General features: G+C 36.0%; 11 protein-coding genes. 2 read left to right on the top strand and 9 right to left on the bottom strand.

Features of this window, described 5'->3' with window-relative positions:
* Positions 1-108: 108 nt before the first annotated feature.
* The 4 genes from BUE22_RS23285 to BUE22_RS23270 all read right to left on the bottom strand — a co-directional run bounded on the left by BUE22_RS23285 (position 109) and on the right by BUE22_RS23270 (position 7,281).
* A complete protein-coding gene (locus BUE22_RS23285) occupies positions 109-1,437 on the bottom strand; it encodes a glycoside hydrolase family 88/105 protein (protein WP_073398349.1) in 1,329 nt (442 codons plus the stop codon).
* 141 nt (positions 1,438-1,578) lie between these two features.
* A complete protein-coding gene (gene rhaM, locus BUE22_RS23280; protein ID WP_073398348.1) occupies positions 1,579-1,908 on the bottom strand; it encodes an L-rhamnose mutarotase in 330 nt (109 codons plus the stop codon).
* 272 nt (positions 1,909-2,180) lie between these two features.
* Positions 2,181-4,124: a RagB/SusD family nutrient uptake outer membrane protein gene (locus tag BUE22_RS23275; RefSeq protein WP_073398347.1), complete on the bottom strand. Its 1,944-nt coding sequence runs from the start codon at positions 4,122-4,124 to the stop codon at positions 2,181-2,183.
* Positions 4,125-4,143: 19 nt separating this feature from the next.
* The gene (locus tag BUE22_RS23270; RefSeq protein WP_073398346.1) at positions 4,144-7,281 is read right to left on the bottom strand and encodes a SusC/RagA family TonB-linked outer membrane protein; all 3,138 of its coding nucleotides are present in this window, start codon (positions 7,279-7,281) and stop codon (positions 4,144-4,146) included.
* Between the two features lie 420 nt (positions 7,282-7,701).
* Here BUE22_RS23270 and BUE22_RS23265 point away from each other — a divergent pair, with 420 nt between their 5' ends.
* Positions 7,702-8,658 (top strand): glycoside hydrolase family 43 protein, encoded by a 957-nt coding sequence (locus BUE22_RS23265; protein ID WP_084540322.1) that lies wholly within the window; start codon positions 7,702-7,704, stop codon positions 8,656-8,658.
* 47 nt (positions 8,659-8,705) lie between these two features.
* Here BUE22_RS23265 and BUE22_RS23260 read toward each other — a convergent pair whose 3' ends face one another.
* From BUE22_RS23260 to BUE22_RS23250, 3 genes are all read right to left on the bottom strand, one after another.
* Positions 8,706-10,556 (bottom strand): rhamnogalacturonan lyase, encoded by a 1,851-nt coding sequence (locus BUE22_RS23260; RefSeq protein WP_073398345.1) that lies wholly within the window; start codon positions 10,554-10,556, stop codon positions 8,706-8,708.
* A 239-nt stretch (positions 10,557-10,795) separates the two neighbouring features.
* Positions 10,796-12,919, bottom strand: a complete 2,124-nt coding sequence (locus tag BUE22_RS23255) for a hypothetical protein (protein WP_073398344.1) — start codon at positions 12,917-12,919, stop codon at positions 10,796-10,798.
* A 260-nt stretch (positions 12,920-13,179) separates the two neighbouring features.
* The gene (locus tag BUE22_RS23250; protein WP_073398343.1) at positions 13,180-16,599 is read right to left on the bottom strand and encodes a DUF4450 domain-containing protein; all 3,420 of its coding nucleotides are present in this window, start codon (positions 16,597-16,599) and stop codon (positions 13,180-13,182) included.
* A gap of 413 nt (positions 16,600-17,012) precedes the next feature.
* On the opposite strand from BUE22_RS23250, the gene BUE22_RS23240 reads away from it, so the two are divergent.
* Complete coding sequence (locus tag BUE22_RS23240; RefSeq protein ID WP_073398342.1) at positions 17,013-18,491, top strand: rhamnogalacturonan acetylesterase; 1,479 nt, start codon at positions 17,013-17,015, stop codon at positions 18,489-18,491.
* A 114-nt stretch (positions 18,492-18,605) separates the two neighbouring features.
* On the opposite strand, the gene BUE22_RS23235 is transcribed toward BUE22_RS23240, so the two are convergent.
* Positions 18,606-18,782: a histone H1 gene (locus BUE22_RS23235; protein ID WP_042566514.1), complete on the bottom strand. Its 177-nt coding sequence runs from the start codon at positions 18,780-18,782 to the stop codon at positions 18,606-18,608.
* Between the two features lie 287 nt (positions 18,783-19,069).
* The gene (locus BUE22_RS23230) at positions 19,070-20,398 is read right to left on the bottom strand and encodes a rhamnogalacturonidase (protein WP_073398341.1); all 1,329 of its coding nucleotides are present in this window, start codon (positions 20,396-20,398) and stop codon (positions 19,070-19,072) included.
* Between the last annotated feature and the right edge of the window lie 11 nt (positions 20,399-20,409).

Here is a 20,409-nt window from a genome sequence, read left to right as displayed (position 1 = left end):
AAATAAAACTTTGCGCCTTTGCGTCTCTGCGAGAGAATTTATGTGTAAACTTTAGTTTATAGACAAAAGTTTAAACTTGAAACCTGAAACAAAGAAAACATGAAACTTCTATCCTTTCACCTGTATTGAACTATCATTAATCTCAAACTGGGTGTTTTTCAAAAGCAAAATCATTTCGGCTCCGGCCAATAAAACGGGACCGTAGCCATGCGCGGCATATAAATTTACGGGCCGATAGTAATAAAATGCTGGATCAAAACCCATTCCGGTTCCTACGCAGGTTCCTTCAACCTGACCTTTTGCATTTACTTTTGAGGCAACTGCATTCCACGCTAAAACAACGGCGGGTGTGTAAGCCAGTTTGTCGACATAACCACGGTTTATGGCTCTGGCAATAGCGTAAGTGTATATGGCTGTCGCCGAAGTTTCTAAGTAGGTATCATTTCTATCTAATAATTGATGCCAAAAACCGGTTCCGTCCTGATATTGCAATAAACCTGCAATGTGTTTTTGAAGCTGTGCTAAAACCTGCGGATATCCGGGATGATTTTTTGGTAAAACTTCTAATAATTCTACCATTGTCATCACCGCCCAGCCATTGGCTCTGGCCCAATGAAACTCAGGATGAACCTGCATAGATTCTACCCAGCCGTGCATATAAATTCCTTTTTGAGAATTGAACATTCTTTGAGAAAACTGATTGACCTGCTTTACGGCATCGTCATAATATTTTACATCGCCTGTATAACTGCCCATTTGCGCAAGCGCGGGCACACTCATAAACATATCATCTAACCAAAGTGTGTTGTCCTGCGGACGGTTTCTGGCGAGTGTTCCGTCTTTTAAGCGAAATTCTTTTTCGCTTATGTATTGAATAAAATTATTTATTACAGGATCTACATTGGCATTAATTCCTGCTTTTTTGGCTTTTATAAATGCAGCACACAAAGCGCCCGCATCGTCTAAAGCTCTTGGATTTAAAACGGTATGTACGGGAGAATCTTTTAGATTTTCGGTTTTATAATTTTCTGCGACATCTGCAATGAGTTTTATACGCTTATTTGTATAATCTGAATATTGTTTGTTTCCGGTTGCTTCGGCTGCTAAAAGCATTCCTGCATAGGTTACACCCCATTCGTAACTTGTTAACCGAAATGCTCCTGGGGCAAATTTGATTTTTCCCTTTACTTTTTTAAAATCTTTTATTTCTGAATTATCATTAGCATTTATAACTTTTGAAGCTGTATTTTCTTCGAGAAAAACATAAACTCTATTCAATACATTTTCGATATTGTTTTTTTCAGGAATTACATACGGCGTTACATAATCGGGCTGCATTAAATGCAATGGCGTAGTTACGTCGTTTGTTTGGGCATTTATAGAAAAACATATTCCGAAAGTGAAAAATGTTATTATTTTGGCTGGTTTATACTTCATAATTGTAGTTGGTTAAAAACCTGAGTTCGATTATTAATAAATTGACTTCTAGTTTCATTTTTTTTGATTATCCTGCACGGTTTTTTTTCAACCTTGTAGGAGTTGCAACATTATATATAAAAACCTTTTTTTAATGATCATTTAATCTAAATGAAAAACTTCTTTTAATGAAATGGCAACCGGCGAATTATCCGGGTTGGTTTCCATAATATCAGCCATATAGGCCCACCACGTTTTTACTATTGGATGATTGGGCAAATACTTCTGATCAAAGTCGGGACTAATTTTCTGGACTGCAAAAAGTATCAGGGTTTCTTCATCTAAAAAAATACTATAATCCTGAATTCCCGTTTCTGAAAGTAGTTTTACCAATTCCGGCCAAATTTCGTCATGCCTTTTTTTATATTCAGCTTCAAAACCAGGCTTTAATTTCATTTTAAAAGCATTTCGAATTGTTGCGTTGTTTTGCATATTCTAATGTATTGTGAAGTTATTAAAACAAACACGAATTTCACTAATTTGCACAAATCTGGATGGTTATCTTAATTTGTTCAATTAATTTCACAAACTAGTAATTCGTGATAATTCGTGAAATTCGTGTTTGAATAGTATTAATTAGAAATCAACACTAATTTCATTAATTAGCACAAATCTGGATGGTAACTTTGCTTGTGAAATTATTTCACGAACCATAATTCGTGACAATTCGTGAAATTCGTGTTTGAAATTTGTGTTCAATAAATCTAGTATCCAGGATTCTGCATGGCATCTTTTTCTGAGGCGGTCAACGGTCTTCCATTTGCATAAACTCCATCAAGGAAAGTTTGCGGAATAGGACGCAGATGATGGAAATCCTGAATATTTGGATTCGCTTCAATATTGTAGGCTTTTGCTCTGGCTATCAAAGTTTTGGTTCTGCTTAAATCTTCCCAACGATGAAATTCTCCACAAAGTTCTCTGGTGCGTTCGTTTAAGATTAAACACAGCATTCGGTCATAATCACCTGCATATCCTAATTTTGAAATTACCGCCTGATCTTCTAAAGGCAAAGCCCCAATACTGGTAATTGCCAAACTTGTTGCAGCTGTTGATACAGGAATGTTATTTGACTCATAATAGGAATTTTCAGGAACAAAAGAAATCGGAATTCCTGCCTGACCTGTCGTTGTATAGGCTGCAGAACCATCTGTGTAAGCAGCACGATTTTCTCCCGCTTTGTATTGGGCACGAGTTCTTACGGCGTTGATATAAGGTAACGCATCCGAAAATGTAGCGCCGCCTATTTGTGCCAAACGTATTTTTGCCTCTGCTGCCTGCAAATAGGTTTCTGCAGAACGCGCTAAAATAATATCACGCGAGCCTTTTGTATTACTCAAATCAATTCTGTTTCCATCTAAATGTTTGCTTAAAGACGGAAATCTTACATCGGCCATCAAACCAATATTGTCTGCGGCATAGGCTACATAAACACTCGGAACTGTTTTTCCGGTTTTTACATCAACTATGGCATCTGTATTTTTAGTTTTTGCGAAACGGGTATCACCTGCATTATTAACGATATACATGATTCCTAAATCACCGTTATTATAATAATTTCCGGATTTGTTGTTGATAATGCTTTTGGTCTGGAAACTTTTCCAGAAACGGGAATCGTTAACATGATCATAAACATCATATACAAAATAAGTTGGCGCTAAACGGCTAAAAGGTCTTCCTCCAGCAAGATTACGTCGCATTTGCGGAAGCTGATCATAAGTTGAAAGAAAATGCAAATGTTGCTGATTTCCTCCTGTCGTTAATGTACTGGCATTAAATTGGGCTGATAAAATTAACTCCGGAAGTTTTTCATTTGCTCCATCTGCAACAGTATAATTCCATAACTCCATAAAATTTGAAGCCAATGGATGATGTGCAATTACTTCATCTGATAAAGTTACCACTTGCTGTAAATCTGTAAGTTTTGTGGCCGAATTCCAGGTATCATTTATTTCACTCGCACGTGTTAAATAGGCTTTTGCCAAATAATGTGCTGCGGCATCTTTTGTAATTTTTGCCGGGGCGCCTGCATTACTCAATAAATTATAAGCTTGAGTAAAATCTGCAATTACCTGTTCTAAAACTTGTTGCGGGGTTGCTCTGGTAAATTCTAATTCAACTGTAGAACTTGTGGTTAATTTTAAAGGAACACCTCCATATTGATTCACTAATTTTAAATAATTAAAAGCTCTTAAAAAATAGCCTTCACCTAAAGCTGTTTTTTTAATCGCATCGTTGGTTGATGCAATTGCTGTTGCTGATTCTATTAGTTGATTGGCATTCCCGATTCCGATATATAAATTATCCCAATTGGTATTGGCGGCAACTGTATTGGCATTAGAAACGGTTACAAATGCCTTAAATCCTGAAGAATACGAATTCCAGATCCAATTGGATGGATCTCCTCCCGCATGAAATTCATCTGTTCCTGATTCTGTTGCCGTAAGCGGAATTTCTGTTGCAAATTCTGCAGCAAATACCTGATAATAAGTTCCAATTGCCAAAGCCTGAATTCCGGATTCGGTTTTATAATATTCCTGAGTATAAGCTGTAGTTAATTCTTCGTCAAGAAAATCTTTGTTGCATGAACTGCTTAAAAGTAAAACAGTAACAAGCATCAAACTGATATATTGTTTTTTATAATTTTTCATAATGATTTTTTTAGTTTAATTAGAATTCTACATTTAAACCTAAAGTCACACCTCTGTTTGAAGCTGTTGTCTGCGTATCCAGATCTGTCCATTTAACTTTGGAGAAAATCATTCCCGGATTTGTCGCCTGACAGTATAATTTCATTTTAGAAATTCCTAGTTTTTGTATTAAATCTTTATCAAAATGATAGCCTAACGAGATGTTTCGCATTTTTAAGAATGCTCCGTTTCGATATCCTAAAACAGGAAAATAAGGATCTCCTGTTCCGGCAGAATAAATTGGTTTTTGATACTCGGCATTTGTATTATTATCTGTGTAATAATTAATGGCTCGCTGACTTCCTTTTGCACCTTCGTTTTCTCCTAAAGTATCATACAAATAGCCCATTCGACCGTAAACAAAGAAAGATAATTCGACATTTTTGTATACGAAAGTATTGGTTAAACCCACAATATATTTTGGATCTTTTGAACCGATAATAACACGGTCATTATTAGCATCAATTTTATAATCTCCATTTTGATCCACAGGTCTGGCATTTCCAAATGAAAAAATATTCGAACCTGCTGCAGTATTAAATTTTGCCATTTCTACTGCATCTTCGGGTTTCCATATTCCGTTTGAAGCAAAACCGTAAATTACATTTTGCGATTCTCCAATAAATAAATTGTTGTTGATATCATCAAATTTTCCATTTTGAAGCGATACAATTTTACTTTGCTGATACGATCCGCTAAAATTAGAACTCCACTCAAAATCTTTTAAAGTTACGTTTACAGTATTCAACGTAAGTTCGACTCCGTTTCCTTCTGTTTCACCAACATTTTGATACGTGTCTTTTACACCAAGAGTGGTAGGAACGCTACTTTTTAATAACAAATCTGTGGTTTTGCTAGTGTAATAATCTAAAGCACCTGAAATTCTGTTATTAAACATAGAAAAATCAATTCCGTAATTAAACTGCGAAGTCTGCTCCCAGCCCAATTGCAAATTTCCAAAAGAAGTATTATTTGTAACACCGGATCCGTTTGGATAAACGATCCCTATTAAAGGCGGCTGAGTAGCATAAGCAGGAACTGCAGCATTACCGGTAACACCATACCCTACTCTCATTTTTAATTGGTTAAGCCAGCTTACATTTTCCAGAAATTTTTCTTTGTTGATCACCCACGCTACAGAAGCACTCGGAAAAAAGGCCCATCTTTTGTCTGGAGCTAATTGAGAAGCCCCGTCAAAACGACCAGAAGCCGTAAGTAAATATTTGTCGTCATAACCGTAATTTACTCTTCCCATGTAGGATAACAAACCTGTATCGGTTAAACCGGAAGAATAACCTGCAAGCGTAACATTAGCAGGATTTAAGGCATTCCATTTGTTGGCAGGATTTTTTATATCATTCGCAGACATTGAACTTTGTTCATTGTGATATTCTGTCTGGCTCATTAACAAAGTAGCTCCGAAGTTATGATTTCCTACTGCTTTATTGTAAAAAATCAGATTGTCCAGCGTGTACGAAATTGATCTTTCATTGTATAAAGAAGCAAAACTTGTTCCGGAACGAATGGCCGATTTTCCATCTAAATAAACACCATCACGATAAGACGTAATATCGGGACCAAAATTAATTCGGTATTTTAAACCATCCAGTTTAGACGAAAAAGCACCAAAATCCAACTGTGCATATAAACTACCAAAAGCACGTAATGAAACACGCTGATCCTGAGAATATTTATCTTCATCAACAGGAGTTCTTATTGTAGAATCTCCTCCGGGATTATCAATTCGTACTCCGTTATTGTCATACGGCACCGCGTATGGAAGATTTGTACGGGCTGTAGCATAAATTCCAGTAGTAGTTGTAACGGCAGTTCTACCCACATTTGATTGTCCGTATTCATTAACGCCATAACTTGTGTTAAGACTTACTCCCATCTGGAACCATTTTGTTGGTGTAATGTCAACACTTGCTGTACCACTATAACGCACGTAGCCTTGCCCTTTTAGTGTTCCGGTATTGTTGAGATATCCAAAAGAACCGTAGGCTTTCATTTTTTCTGTTCCTCCGCTTACGCCAATGGTATGCTGTTGTGTAATTCCGGTTCGGGTTACAAATTTTGTCCAGTCTGTAGTTCCTACTTTTGAGCCATCCCATGTTGCGGTTAAATTTCCGTCGCTATCTCTCCATCCTTTTTCAATATTGGCCCACGCAGAAGGATCGGCGGAAGCCAGAAAAATTAATTTGTCATTTTCAATTGTTGGTGCATCTCCTTTTGGAAAAGCACCGGGATTGGAATAATACCTTCCCCAACGGCGAAATTCGATATATTCTGCCGAATTCATCATGGGTGCATTTTCATGAATGGTTTCGAACATAATCGATGTATCATAATTTAAAGTAAATCTTCCGTTTTTACCTTTTTTTGTCGTTACAATAATAACTCCGTTTGCACCACGTGAACCATAAATAGCTGTGGCAGAAGCATCTTTTAAAACATCAATCGTTTCAATATCCGTAGGGTTCAAAAAATCGATTCCACCAGAATTCGGATCCACACTAATTTTCCCTGTGCTTGAATCGGTAATTAATCTTGAATTTAACGGAATTCCATCTACCACATAAAGCGGGGCATTGGATGCTGAAATAGAACGTGCGCCACGAATAGTAACCGTTCCAACCGTACCCGGACGCTCATTTGTCGTAATATCTACTCCGGCTGCTTTTCCTTGCATTGCCTGTACCGCATTTACAACGGGCCTTGAAGCGATTTCCTCAGCGCCTACGCTTACAATCGAGCCTGTAAGATCTTTTTTCTTTTTTACACCATAACCAACGACAACAACTTCTTCGAGAGAATTATCCTCTTCTTTAAGGACAACATTGTAAACATTTGAATTTCCAACAGTGATTTCCTGTTTTTTAAAACCAATAAAACTGTAAACAAGAACAGCACCCGATGCAACACTGATGGAATAACTTCCGTCCATATCTGTACTTACACCATTCGGGGTTCCTTTAATGAGGACATTAACACCTGGAACGGGTAATCCGGTTCCGTCTGTAATTGTACCTTTAACTACTTTGTTCTGTGCAAAAGCTGATGCATGAAGGAGTGCAATCAAAGCTATCACCAACAGAAAACTTAATTTGTTTTTCATAAAAGTTAATTTGGTTAATTAATAGTTAGCTACTCAAATTTATCCAGAAGTAATTTTCTTACCATCCTGTAGTATCCTGTTAGTTTTCAATGCATTACAACACATTATTAAGATTTTTTTAACCAAAATAATCGTCAACTACTTGATTTTCAATAAACAAGAAATAAAAACAAACCCAAATAGTAATATCAAAACAAAATGAGATTTTAATTATAGATATCATATTTTTATTTGTAAAAAATTATCAAATAAAAATACGATCGTGTAAATTGATGGTTATTTTATATTTGTGAAAATTTACACAACAAAACACATAATAATGATTCAAATTTTAAACAAAAATGATTTTGCAGGATGGGATTTTTATGCATTAATTATACTTTTACTAATGAAGAAAAATACCTTTGAAAATCATTTTTTATGAAGAAATCAAGCGCATTAAAAAATCTAAAAACCGTATTGTTTTTTATTTGTTTTTGGATGGCAATTCCGGTGGAATCTCAGCATAAAACTCCAGACGGATATATATTTACTTATTTTAAAGGAAATGGAGAAGATGGTCTACATTTGGCTTATAGCGATGATGGTTACAAATGGATTGCTTTAAAAAACGACACATCATTTTTAACTCCCGAAGTAGGGAAAGACAAACTGATGCGTGATCCCTGTGTGATTAAAGGTGGCGATGGCTTATATCATATGGTCTGGACGGTGAGCTGGACTGATAAAGGCATTGGTTATGCTTCTTCTAAAGATTTGATTCATTGGTCAAAACAAGAGTTTATTCCCGTAATGGCATATGAAGAAAAAACCCGAAATACTTGGGCGCCCGAAATTACTTATGACGAAAAATCAAAAACATACATGATTTATTGGGCTTCGACAATTGATGGAAAATTTCCCGAAACAAAATCAGAAGAAGAAAAAGGATACAATCATCGTATTTATTATACAACAACCAAAGATTTTAAAAAATTTGCAAAAACAAAATTGCTTTACGAACCCGGATTTAATGTAATAGATGCTACGATTGTAAAACAAGATCAGGAATTTGTGATGTTTTTAAAAGATGAAACCCGAAATCCGGTGCAGAAGAATATCAAAATTGCCCGAAGTAAAAACCTAACAGGACCTTACAGCAAAGCAAGTGAGCCTATTACAGGAAATTATTGGGCAGAAGGACCAACAGCAATTAAAATTAATAACAACTGGATTGTTTATTTTGACAAGTATACTTTGAAGAAATACGGCGCAGTAAAAGAAACCTCAAATGGCTGGGAAGATATTTCGGAACAAATTAGTTTTCCCGAAGGAACACGCCACGGAACTGTTATTAAAGTTTCTGCCGATGAAATTAATACTTTGAAAAAACAGTAAATAATAATTTAAAAAAGCGTTCCGATTTAAAACGGAACGCTTTTCTTTTATTTCTTAACAGGCATTAAAACAATATTAGGTTTTGGTGCGGGTTTCATGTCTTTTCCCATATAAAAACTCGTATGCGGCGGCTGATTGTAACCCACATTTTGCCAGGCAACGCTCAACCTATATTGTGGATCATGCATTAAAGTATATTGCCTGATTTCGGTTGGAATTGTGGTGGAGTAAATTCGTAATTCTTTATTGTCTTCAGATCTTAGAATCAGTTCTTCCCGCCAATCGCCCAAAATATCTGCAGAAAGCGCCGGAGTCGATTTTGTCCCGTTATTTGAAGCTGCGCCCGTTGCTGTAAACAATCTCCCAGCATTATACTTATCAATATAATTAGAGTTGAGCAATTCTCTAGAAGTATCTCCATCCCAATAAATTAAAAAATTCGTTGATGTTGGTGCTTTTCCAATCGGCTTGCCTTTTATATCATGCAAATCAGGAGATCCAGACCACCAGCATTGCGCTCCTTTTCGGGTTGGATCAATATTATCGGCAACGCCACGGCCAACATCTTCGTTTGGAGAATCTGTAAATAAAACTTTGCCATCTGCAGCAGCAAACAAAGTAACTCCCGGACCTGTTGTTCCGTTTTCAATTTCATGAATTCCAAATGCTTCCAAACCCGGAATATCAGGATCAAGATCAGAAACATGCAACGCATCACCGTGTCTAAAACCAGTTGTGTACAAACCTTTTCCATCGTCATCCACGCACATTGCGCCGTAGATAATTTCATCTTTTCCGTCGTTATCAACATCAGCAACCGTAAGTCCGTGATTTCCCATTCCGGAATACGGATTCTCGGCATCTTTACTATCAAAAACCCATCTCGAAGTGAGTTTGTTATTTTTAAAATCCCAGGCTGCCAAAACCGTTCTTCCGTAATAACCTCTACACATCACAACGCTCGGATGAATGCCGTCTAAATAAGCAACACAAGCCGTAAAACGATCTATTCTGTTGCCTTTTGTATCATTTCCTCCGCTGCCGCCTCTTCCGCCCCAGCCTGCGAGATCACCTCTTTCTGCAATGTAATCAACCGTTGTAACCAGCTTTCCGTTTCTTCCATTAAAAACCGAAAGATATTCAGGGCCTTTTAGAATTTTACCATAAGTTGGCGATTTTTCATCCCGATCAACCCAATCTTTTGATGCATCGCCTACTACATTATTTGCACTGTCTGTTGTTCCGTCGGCAGTTTTGCAAACCAATTCAGAAATCCCGTCACCATCCAAGTCATACACCATAAACTGTGTATAATGTGCGCCTTCGCGGATGTTCTTTCCTAAATTAATTTGCCATAAAAATTTCCCATCCAAAGTATACGCCTGAAATATAGGCGGATCTGTAATTCCGGTATGCGAGTTATCATGCGCTTTTCCCGTCATGTGTACAATCAAATCGTAACGTCCGTCGCCATCTAAATCTCCCACCGAAAGATCATTTGGGATATAACCTTCAACGGGTTTTAGCACAATCGACAAATACTCTTTATCCGGACTTTCGGCAGGAATTGTAAAACTTCCTTTTGCATCCGTTTCTTTTCCTTTTAAAACCGTTTTTACAAACCAGGTATTTTCTTCCTTAGGATTTGCTTTCGTATCAATAAAATTTGTCGCTCCAAGAATTGGTTTTTCATTCAGTTTGATTGCTTTTTTTATTCCGCTTTTACGGTATAAATTAAAAGCCAAATCATCAGGATCTGTTCCTAAAACACGCCATCCTATAAAAAACTGATTGTTGTTTTTTACTGCGATAACGCCGCGGTTAAGGTTTTCCATTTGTTTTTGTGCAAATAGTGAACCTGATAAAAACAAGAAGGTTAGTAAAAGTTTATTTTTCATAATTAGTTTTTTTTTGTTGGATTGTAATGGCACGCGGATGACGCGGGTTTAGGCAGATTGTCGCTGATTTTTTTTATTTTTTTTCGCTGTATTGTCATTTCGACAGAGGAGAAATCACATAACGTAACCACACAGTTCGTCGCTCTCTGGATGCGATTTCTCGTTCCTCGAAATGACAAAACAATAAAAAATCCGCGTTAACCCGTTTAAACCCGCGTCATCCGTGTGCCATTTCTCACTCAAAACATTTTCTTAAATCCTTCACTCTTCACTTTCCAGGTTCCATCTTTCGGGAAACCGGGATTTTCTTCAGTCGATCCGTCCCAACCGGCGCACATCATGGCGACTGCGGTTAATAATCCGCCGTTTCCGGGAAGGTATAATGTTAGTCTTTCTGCCTGATAATTATGTCCGTTTTTTAAATACGTATTTGTTGTTACGTTCATAAAAAGGGCATCAATCGCTTTTTCCGGCATTTGCAAACGTGCTGCAGACATAGCTGTCATCGGGAAATCCCATCCCCAGGTTTTGTCCCATGACCAGGTTTTCCAAACCAGATCAAACGTATTTTTCATGATTTTTTTATCTAAAAGAGATGTTTCAGGAAGCATTCCGAAAGTTCCCAATACAGATGGATGATCGGTTTTAAATTCTGGATTTGTGTATGAATCTGTCGCACTTTCCGTAGCCAGATAAACCTGATCTGAAACGGGTAATTTTGATAATTTAGCCAAAACGGTTTCCCATTTTTCAGGTACTTTCTGATTTAGTTTTTTCTTCCATTCGATTGCTGTTTTTAACGCCCAATTCCAATATGCTAATTCATAAGTTGGGTTAAAAGTTTCCATCGCCTTAAAGCGTTCTTGAGCAGGAATTACACCCGGTCCCAAAACATATCGATCATTTTTAGCATCATAATTAGCAAACGAAGCCATAAAATCTGCCGTAGCAAAAACGCGTTCGCTATACAAATTCAAGGTTTTATTTGTTGGATTTGCTCTGTATATTAATTCGGCATAAGTAATAAAATGGGGCTGTTGCCAAATCAAAAATGAACCTACAGACGATGGACTTTCATTTCCATCAGGATCGGTCATTTTTTGCCATCTTGCACCTTCAAAACCTTGTCTTTTGGCTATGTTTTTTGCTTTATCAAAAACCTTTTGATACCATGGCAGGCTTTTTTCTAATAGTTCCGGTCTGTTCCAAAGTGCAAAATGAACGCCATGCCACCAATGCATTTCTAAATGCGGTTTTCCGTACCAACTGTTATAGGTTAATCCTGTTTCCTGTGGTGGAACTTTTCCTGTACATTGCACTTTGGTAAGATATTGAGATAGAATAACCCGTCTTTCTAATTCATTAGCACGCTTATCTGTACTTCCTGAAAAATCTACAGCTGCACCACTTTTCCAGAATTTTTCCCAGCCTTTTATACTGCTATTTTCAATTTCTGCGAAAGAAGAATTTGCTGCTTTTTTTTCTGCTAAAGCAAAAAGACAGCTCAATTCTAAAACATTCGTATTCGAAGCTTCAACAACAAAATAATGATCTGAGTTTTTTTTAATTTGCACATTTCCTTTCCACATCAAATTTACATGATAAGAAATACTGTCCATTATGTGCGTTACAACAGCTTCATTTTTAGACTTTTCTACAAGAGTACTTTTATAATCTTGTTTTCCTTCCCATTGTGTTCCCATATCTGCCCAATCTCCGGTTGGAAACGGAATTCTTAAGCTAATTTTCAAGCGTTTTAGCTGCAATAAATCTGATTTTACTTTTACGCCAATTGCATCTTTTTCCTGATGAGAAGCTGTTAAAACCGTTACCGGAATGCCTTCTACTTCAAAATAACTTTCGATTTCTCCAGACCATAAATTCAGTTTTTGAACAATTGATTTTATGTCTTCCGGTTTTGCTGTGGTCCCGTCTTTTTTGGTGATTTCAAAACCTAAATTTCCTAATTGCAGTAAATGCGGATTTTGACGAAACCAATTCACCGCTTCGACTCTTCTCGCCGGTTCTTTTATTTGAACGGTATATGAAATGTCTCTTCCGTATTGTTTGTAATCTCTTAAAGTCTCTGAAAACTTATAACCTTTTGTGTTTTTATAACTGTCCCAACCCCATTCTGACTGCGTTCCTAACGGGATTCCGTTTTCATATTTTTTTGGAAAAGTCTGCAAGCCTGTAGCGTCTACAGTAAAAGCAAAAGCACCATTACCTACAGTTAACGAAGCCAAAGTATCGATAGCGGTAATTTGCACGTTATGTCTTGTTACTACTGCTTTTCTGTCTATTTTTTGTGCAAACATCGAAACGGAAAATAGAAATAAAGTAATTAATTGATATTTTTTCATTTGAATATAGGGTTAGTTTTGATAGTTTCAGGTTCTGATTTGCGGCAGCTTTGTCAAAGTTTTAAACTTTGACAAAGCTTTGACATGCATTATCTAATTAATAATTTATATATCGTCCCTCTGGGACTTTAATTCCTATGGGTAAAATGTTTCTATAAATATATTGCTCCTCTTGAGCTTTTTTTATCACTATCTAAGCTTTGTCAAAGTTAGCCACGCATTATCTAATTATCTCATTGACACATTCTCTAATTAAAAAATTATCTAATTAAAGTAACACTCATCAAACCAATCACAACATCATTTGCGATAGTTCTCAAAGTCAAACTTTTTAATGTTTTATTTTTATCCAAAGGCAAATCCAAAATTGTTCCTGCGCCTCCCTCAACTCCATAATTTGAGAAACCTTTTATGGTTTTAAAAGCTGCAAAATCTCTTGTAATTTCTCCTGTTTTTAAATAAACTCTTGGCGGTTTTGGCGCATCAGTTGTAAACGCAAGTCCGTCAATAAAATAATCCTGTTCAATTGGCCACCAGTTTTCAGGATTTTTTAATTCTAAAACATCCGAAGTTCCATCCGTATAATTTATTTTTATTTCACCATTTACAATTCGGCTTTGCATTGGGTTTGTAGTTCCGGCCATCATAAAATAAGTATGAGAAGCTTTTCCGTCAAGCGGAATATCAATACTTTCCGGAAAATTATCCCACATCGAAGTGAAGATTATATTTTTTTGATTTTCATCAGAAGGCGTTTGAAACGGAATCCCGTTTGGAGTTGTAATTTTTCCGTTTGCCTTTGCTTTTTCGCGCAATCCTTTGTCATCAATTTTTACCGAAACGTTTGGATAACACCAATTTCCAATTCCTTGTTTTGGTAATTGTAATGTTACCGTTTTCGGTCTTGGCGAAAGATATTCGTAATTAAAAATATCGGTTACTTTTGAATTGAAAAAGGATGAAAGAGAAATTGTTTCTGCACGTACCGATTTATCCAAAGGTTTATCCCAATCTGTGACTTTTTCATTTGATTGTTCTTTTGCTTTTATGTTTAAGTGTATCGGTTCCCACCAAAAGAATTCTCCCTGTTTCAATTTTACAAAAAACATCTTATTTCCCTCTCCGTTTACAGTCGCATGAAGCATTTTTTCTTTATTCGAAATTTCTCCCAAAACAGATTGCGGATCATAAACAGAAAGGATTTGAGATTTAAAAACCAGCATATCCAGATTTTCTCCTGAAGTATAAAATGGTTTTGGATGCATTTTTTCGATAGTTCCTCCGCGCCAGTTAACAACCACATCATAAGTTTTAGCATACGGTGTTTCTATGATGATTTTAGGATTTTCTATTGTTTGAGGAGCAGCTCTGTAACTGGCTATTTTACCATTTACAGTAATACCCTGAATGTTTTCGAAAGGAGCGTTTACAACCAAACACAAATTCATTTGTGTTCCTAAACGATTCTCAATATGATACGTTTCTTTTTTATTTTCTCTTTTGAAAGAAAAAGTAATATCCGGAATTTCTAAAGAAGCTTCGTTCCATTTTGAAGAAAAACCGGGTTTAATAGTTAAAACGCCTTTTAGAGCATCAGGCTGAATTCCGTAAAGTCCTTCGACTAAAGTTCGCGACGCCATACCAATTGGATCTGCAAAATCACGATATAATTCTCCACGTATTGCGTCCTGATACAACAATTGCTCAAAACCTCCGGGTGATGCGCCCAAATACATACTTTCGATCAAAACACTTTCCCACATTTTGTAAGCTTCTTCACTTTTTCCGCCTTGCCAAAAAGCCAATGAAGTATGCAATTGCTCGGCAAGAGCCACGTTATTAATCGACCAGGTATAAGGCTGCCAATTGGTTGTACTTATTACGTACAAATCTTTTTTATCCAATCCTTCTACTGAAATTGGAATATGCGGAATTTGTTTATCGACATAATTCAGCATTTGATAACTTTCAAAAGGATTTGATAATTCTGAATCGATCGTATGATAAATGCTCCAGATTCCGGGAACATCGTGTAATAATCTATTTCCGAGAGCATCTTTATATTCGGCAAAAATTCCTTTTTTGGGAATCCAAAGTTGATCGTTTGTGGCTTTTAAAATTTTGTCGGCTTCATTAGAAAATGGCTTTGTATCTGCGTTTACAATTTTGGCAACCTCAGCAACAGTTTTATTTGCATAATAATTATATGCCGAAGAATGAATCACGCCTCCACCGCTGTATTGCAGTGCATCGCTCGCCCAAATAGTTGCATATGCATCATAAAGTCCGTCATTATCAGCATCAAAATTTCGCTTTTCCCAGTTTAAATGCCTTTGAATTGTGGGCCACATTTCTTTCATAAAAGCAACGTCGCCCGTCCATTTAAAATGGCGCAACATCTGATCTATGAATACCAGATTCATATCATAATGATGCGCCAAAGTATTTTTATTTGGATTACGGCTAATATAACCGCTGCTAAACATCGAGGTTCCGATTTCTTCTTTTTGACGTGCGAGATTTTTTTCTTCATCAAAAACAACCGGACCACTTTCTGGCGATAAAACCTGCGAGTTGCTGTAGCTTGTAAAATGTGTTTTTGCCCTGTCATGCCATCCCAAAGGATCTGCAGTATAAGCACCACGCCAGGCATTTAGGTACATTCGCCATGCAATGGCACCATGAAGATATGCAGGACTTTCCCAAATTCCGTCGGCTGCAATTGAAAGCGCTGAACCTAGTGTATTAATATATGGATCAGGAGTTTCGACTTTAACTCTATTTGCTAAAGTCTGTGTTTCCTTAACTGATTTTTCGTAAAGTTCTGCTATTGTTTTTTGGGTAAAATTATCTTTTGAATCTTCTGATAAAAATAAAAAATATTGTGCTTTTTCATCAACTGAGTTTCTTTTTCCTGTAATAGCGGGCAATGATTCTGCAGTAGAATTAAACAATTCCAAGGGAGAATTTTGACTGTTCGCATTGGCTAAATGCATTTGAGATTCAGGAAAAAATCCGTTTATATTTTTATTATTTCCTGTTTTTTGTTTGTTGCTTTCTGAACCATATTCCAACAAAAATGACTCTTTTTTTAAAGTGTATTTATTGTTGGTGCAATATTCTGGTTTTAAATAAAAAACAGATTCAGGATCTGCGCCAATATCTCCATCACGACTGAACTTTTTACCTGTTGCGCCACCAAATGCCCAGATTAAATTGGTATTTTTTGATACGTTTTTACCGTAGACTTTTACAACAAAACCTTCTTTTTCTTTTAAAGCAACGACATCAATAAACAATTTTCCGGATCCTAAAACCGGATCCTGAATTTGATATTGCATTATTCCTAAAACATATCTTGTTTCAATTTTTGAAGCTTCTGTAATCCATTTATTCTCTTTTCCGTTTACTAAGCCAAACTTTAAATTCCCACCCATTCCGGGCATATACATAGCAAATTCCGGCAAATCCCCTGTTTCTACTCTAAATCCTGTATTTGAGCCATAAAGTGCTCTATTGAATTTTCGCGTACCATTTTTAAGCACAAAACTATTTCCGTCCGGAACATAGTGTATTTTTCGGGACGTTAGTTTTTCCTGACTAAAAGATAGCGTTGAACATAATAAAAATATGCAAATCAAAATTGGAGTGTAATGTATTTTAGTAATGGTAAGCTTCATGCACGATTGGGTGTTACTTATAATTAATCATCAACTAAATCCTAAATATTTGACAATTCAATTGCAATTTCTTTGTTTTTTTATGTTTTACCATCCTGTACCTACCTGATTTTTACAATTTAATAATTTATAATTCGATAATATTTTAACATCATAGCACAGGATAGTATATAAAAATGGAATAGTTAGTTTTGAAATAGTTTCAGGTTTCAGGTTTCAGGTTTCAGGTTTCAGGTTTCAGGTTTCAGGTTTCAGGTTTCAGGTTTCAGGTTTCAGGTTTCAGGTTTCAGGTTTCAGGTTTCAGGTTTCAGGTTTCAGGTTTCAGGTTTACTTAGCTTTTTCAAAGTTTTTAAACTTTGAAAAAGCCAGAGCTTCACATTATCTAATTATCTAATTGACAAATTATCTCATTCATGAAATCAATTAAAATTTTTTCTGTCCTTTCTCTCGCTTTGTTACTTTTCAGTTTCTCAGAAGATCAAAACTCCAAACCAACTGTTTTTATGGTCGGCGATTCTACAGTAAAAAACGGCAAGGGCGACGGAACTGGCGGGCTTTGGGGCTGGGGAGATTATATTGGTCAGTTTTTAGACACTACAAAAGTTAGCGTAGAAAACCATGCCTTGGGCGGAACAAGCAGCAGAACTTTTCAGGATAAAGGTTTATGGACACCGGTTTTAGACAAATTAAAAAAAGGCGATTATGTTTTGATTCAGTTTGGACATAATGACGACGGACCAATAAATGATAGTCTTCGCGCACGCGGAACGATTAAAGGCATTGGAAATGAAACGCAGGAAATTGATAATATCCTGACCAAAAAACACGAAACCGTGCATACTTACGGCTGGTATATTCAGAAAATAGTTAGCGAAGCAAAATCAAAAGGGGCGATTCCGATAATTTGTTCGCCAATTCCAAGAAACGATTGGAAAAACGGTAAAGTTCCACGCAACAATAATTCATACGGATTATGGGCAAAACAAATTGCTGAAAAAGAAAAAGTCACTTTTATTGATTTGAATAATAAAATGGCTTTGGAAATGGAAAAAATGGGTGAAGTAAAAGTAACGGGAACTTATTTCTACAAAAAAGATCATACGCATACCTCGGCAAAAGGTGCTGTACTTTCGGCTTCTATTATTATTAATGGATTAAGGGAAAGTAAAAATTCCCTGAAAAATTATATTTTGAAAGATCCAAAAATTGTTTTTCCTCCAAAGAAAAAAGTATTCTTAATTGGAGATTCTACCATGGCAAATAATAACGATGAAAATGCTGTAGGCTGGGGCGTCACTTTTCCTACATTTTGCGATACCACCAGAATTGAAGTTATTAATAAAGCACGAGGCGGAAGAAGCACAAGAACTTTTGATCACGAAGGCCTTTGGAATGAGGTTAAAAACCAATTACAGCCCGGAAATTTTATCTTAATTCAGTTTGGTCATAATGATGTGGGAGCTGTTGATAAGGAAAAATTCAGAGGTTCTTTAAAAGGAAATGGAAATGAAACTCAGGAAGTTGTTCTGCCGGACGGATCAAAAGAAATTGTTCATACTTTTGGCTGGTACATGGAGAAATTTATTCGCGAAGCCAAAGAAAAAGGTGCGGTTGTAATTGTATTAAGTCAAACTCCAAGAAACGAATGGCCCAACGATAAAGTTGAAAGACGAACAGAAACTTATGGAAAATGGTCAAAAGAAGCAGCTGATAAGGAAGGTGTTCTTTATATCGATTTAAATGAAATTGTAGCATTAAAATACGAAGCTTTAGGTAAAGAAAAAGTAAAAGATTTTTTTCCAAAAGATCATACGCACACTGGTTTTGAAGGTGCCAAATTAAATGCCCAAACCGTTGCAGAAAGCATTAAAAAGTTAGGTTATGAATTATGAGTTATGAATTATTTTATCACTAAACTAAAAACTCATAACTAATAACTCATAATTAAAAAAGAAAACCTCGTTTAATTGCTTAAACGAGGTTTTATCTTTTTAGTTCAAAAAAGATTATTTTTTTGATTCTTCGATAGAAACTTTTCTGAATTCTTTTAAAAGTTTTTCAATTTCTAAAGTTGCTTTACGAGCTCTAGGTCCAGCAGCTTTAACTCCTTTTTCAGTTAATGATTCAGCCTCTGCTTTGAATGTGTCGATTTCGGCGTTGATTTTTACTAATAGATCTTTCATGCTTATACTTGTTAAATTAAGGCGCAAAAATAAAAGTTTGCTTGAAAGATAACGCAACTTTAGTGTTAAAATTATCACTCATTTTATCCCGAAAGTTAATATTTGATTAACTGATCTTCTTCATCATTCATTATCAATCCATTACGAAAATAACTTTTTTTAAGAAAATTTCATCTTATCGCTTAGTAATCACCGTATAATGGCAATTTTCAGACATTTTTTATAGTACAAATTATGCTCAAAAGTCAATACAACGGTAAACTCTTACAACTATCTGCTTCTGCAAACTAATCGACCAATTGTTTGTTTACATAGACGTTTTTAAATATTACACCGCTTATTAAACTTTTGTCGATACTTGTTTTAACGGTTTCAATGTTTAAGTTTTCGAAGGTAAAATTGGATAAGCGAACATTTGGATCATTTTCAACTCCGTAAAAAGTCTCACATTTTAAGTCTATATTTTTTAAGGTGATATTATCTCCGTAAGAAAGCGGAATATCTTTTCGCCCTTTTAAATCAAAAAATTGTTTCCAGGCAAAAACGGCCAAACCTGTTTTTGCTTCTCCTTTAATATCTTCAACTCTTATGTACTCATAGCGCTGTGGTGTATCCGGACGCATTTTAAGCCATAACATTCTTGATGCGCCGTCTATTTTACAATTGCGCATAATTACATTTCTGTTGTGAATTGATTCGCTTCCGTTTGTTAAAGAAGAATGACAAAATCCGAAATTGCAGTCTTCTATGATAATATTTGCATTTGGTCCGTTGTTTTTATCCTGATCTGCATACGGTCCTTTTCCACCTTTTAAGGCAATCGCATCATCATTAACCGACAGATAACAGCCTTTTACTAAAAAATTAGTGCAAATATCAATGTCGATCGCATCGGTACTTGGTGCTTTTACGCCAACATGCGGTGAAAATATATACAAATCGAGCATTTTTACATTATTACATTTGTAAAAATGGTTTGTCCAAAAACCCGAATTTATCAATTTTACATCTTGTAATTGTACATTGTTTGAATTCCATACAAAAACTAATCTTGGTCTTGAAACTTCAAGATTGGTGCATTTTGGGTTTTCTTTTCGTCTTTGCCAGAATGCTTCCCAATATTTTTTTCCGTTTCCGTTGATGGTTCCTTTTCCAGAAATAGAGAAATTATCAACTCCGTAAGCGTTTACCAAAGCTGGAAAATAATCCAGATTTTGCCCTTCCATTCTCGATGGCATTATCGGAAAATCAGCAATATTATCTGAACCTTTTAAAACTCCGCCTTCTAAAACATACAAAGCTGTTTTTGGTTTAAAAAACAATGCTCCGCTTAAATAAACTCCTTTAGGAATTACAATTACACCTCCGCCATTTGCAGCTGCTTTGTCAATTACTTTTTGAATTGCTGTGGTTTGAATTTTGGTACTGTCTTTACCTACGCCAAAATCTGTTATGGCGTATTGCTTGCCTAAATCTTTTAGCTGCAGCTTGGTATAATCTTTAAACCAATTTGAAATTGGTGATCCGTCCGGGAATTTATCGTTTGCGTAATTTTGGGATAATGACACTTGCGTAAAAGCGAAAATGCCAATTATAGAGATTAGTATTTTTTTCATTTTTTGGTTTG

It is taken from the genome of Flavobacterium pectinovorum (genome assembly GCF_900142715.1).
Taxonomy (GTDB): Bacteria; Bacteroidota; Bacteroidia; order Flavobacteriales; family Flavobacteriaceae; genus Flavobacterium; species Flavobacterium pectinovorum.
The sequence above is the reverse complement of the archived record's forward strand: the minus strand, read 5'-3'. Positions and strand labels throughout refer to the sequence as shown.

Bases quoted from the DNA above. Each gene is read 5' to 3' on its own strand.
- BUE22_RS23285 (WP_073398349.1), bottom strand. From the start codon at position 1,437: ATGAAGTATAAACCAGCCAAAATAATAACATTTTTCACTTTCGGAATA.
- rhaM (WP_073398348.1), bottom strand. From the start codon at position 1,908: ATGCAAAACAACGCAACAATTCGAAATGCTTTTAAAATGAAATTAAAG.
- BUE22_RS23275 (WP_073398347.1), bottom strand. From the start codon at position 4,124: ATGAAAAATTATAAAAAACAATATATCAGTTTGATGCTTGTTACTGTT.
- BUE22_RS23270 (WP_073398346.1), bottom strand. From the start codon at position 7,281: ATGAAAAACAAATTAAGTTTTCTGTTGGTGATAGCTTTGATTGCACTC.
- BUE22_RS23265 (WP_084540322.1), top strand. From the start codon at position 7,702: ATGAAGAAATCAAGCGCATTAAAAAATCTAAAAACCGTATTGTTTTTT.
- BUE22_RS23260 (WP_073398345.1), bottom strand. From the start codon at position 10,556: ATGAAAAATAAACTTTTACTAACCTTCTTGTTTTTATCAGGTTCACTA.
- BUE22_RS23255 (WP_073398344.1), bottom strand. From the start codon at position 12,919: ATGAAAAAATATCAATTAATTACTTTATTTCTATTTTCCGTTTCGATG.
- BUE22_RS23250 (WP_073398343.1), bottom strand. From the start codon at position 16,599: ATGAAGCTTACCATTACTAAAATACATTACACTCCAATTTTGATTTGC.
- BUE22_RS23240 (WP_073398342.1), top strand. From the start codon at position 17,013: ATGAAATCAATTAAAATTTTTTCTGTCCTTTCTCTCGCTTTGTTACTT.
- BUE22_RS23235 (WP_042566514.1), bottom strand. From the start codon at position 18,782: ATGAAAGATCTATTAGTAAAAATCAACGCCGAAATCGACACATTCAAA.
- BUE22_RS23230 (WP_073398341.1), bottom strand. From the start codon at position 20,398: ATGAAAAAAATACTAATCTCTATAATTGGCATTTTCGCTTTTACGCAA.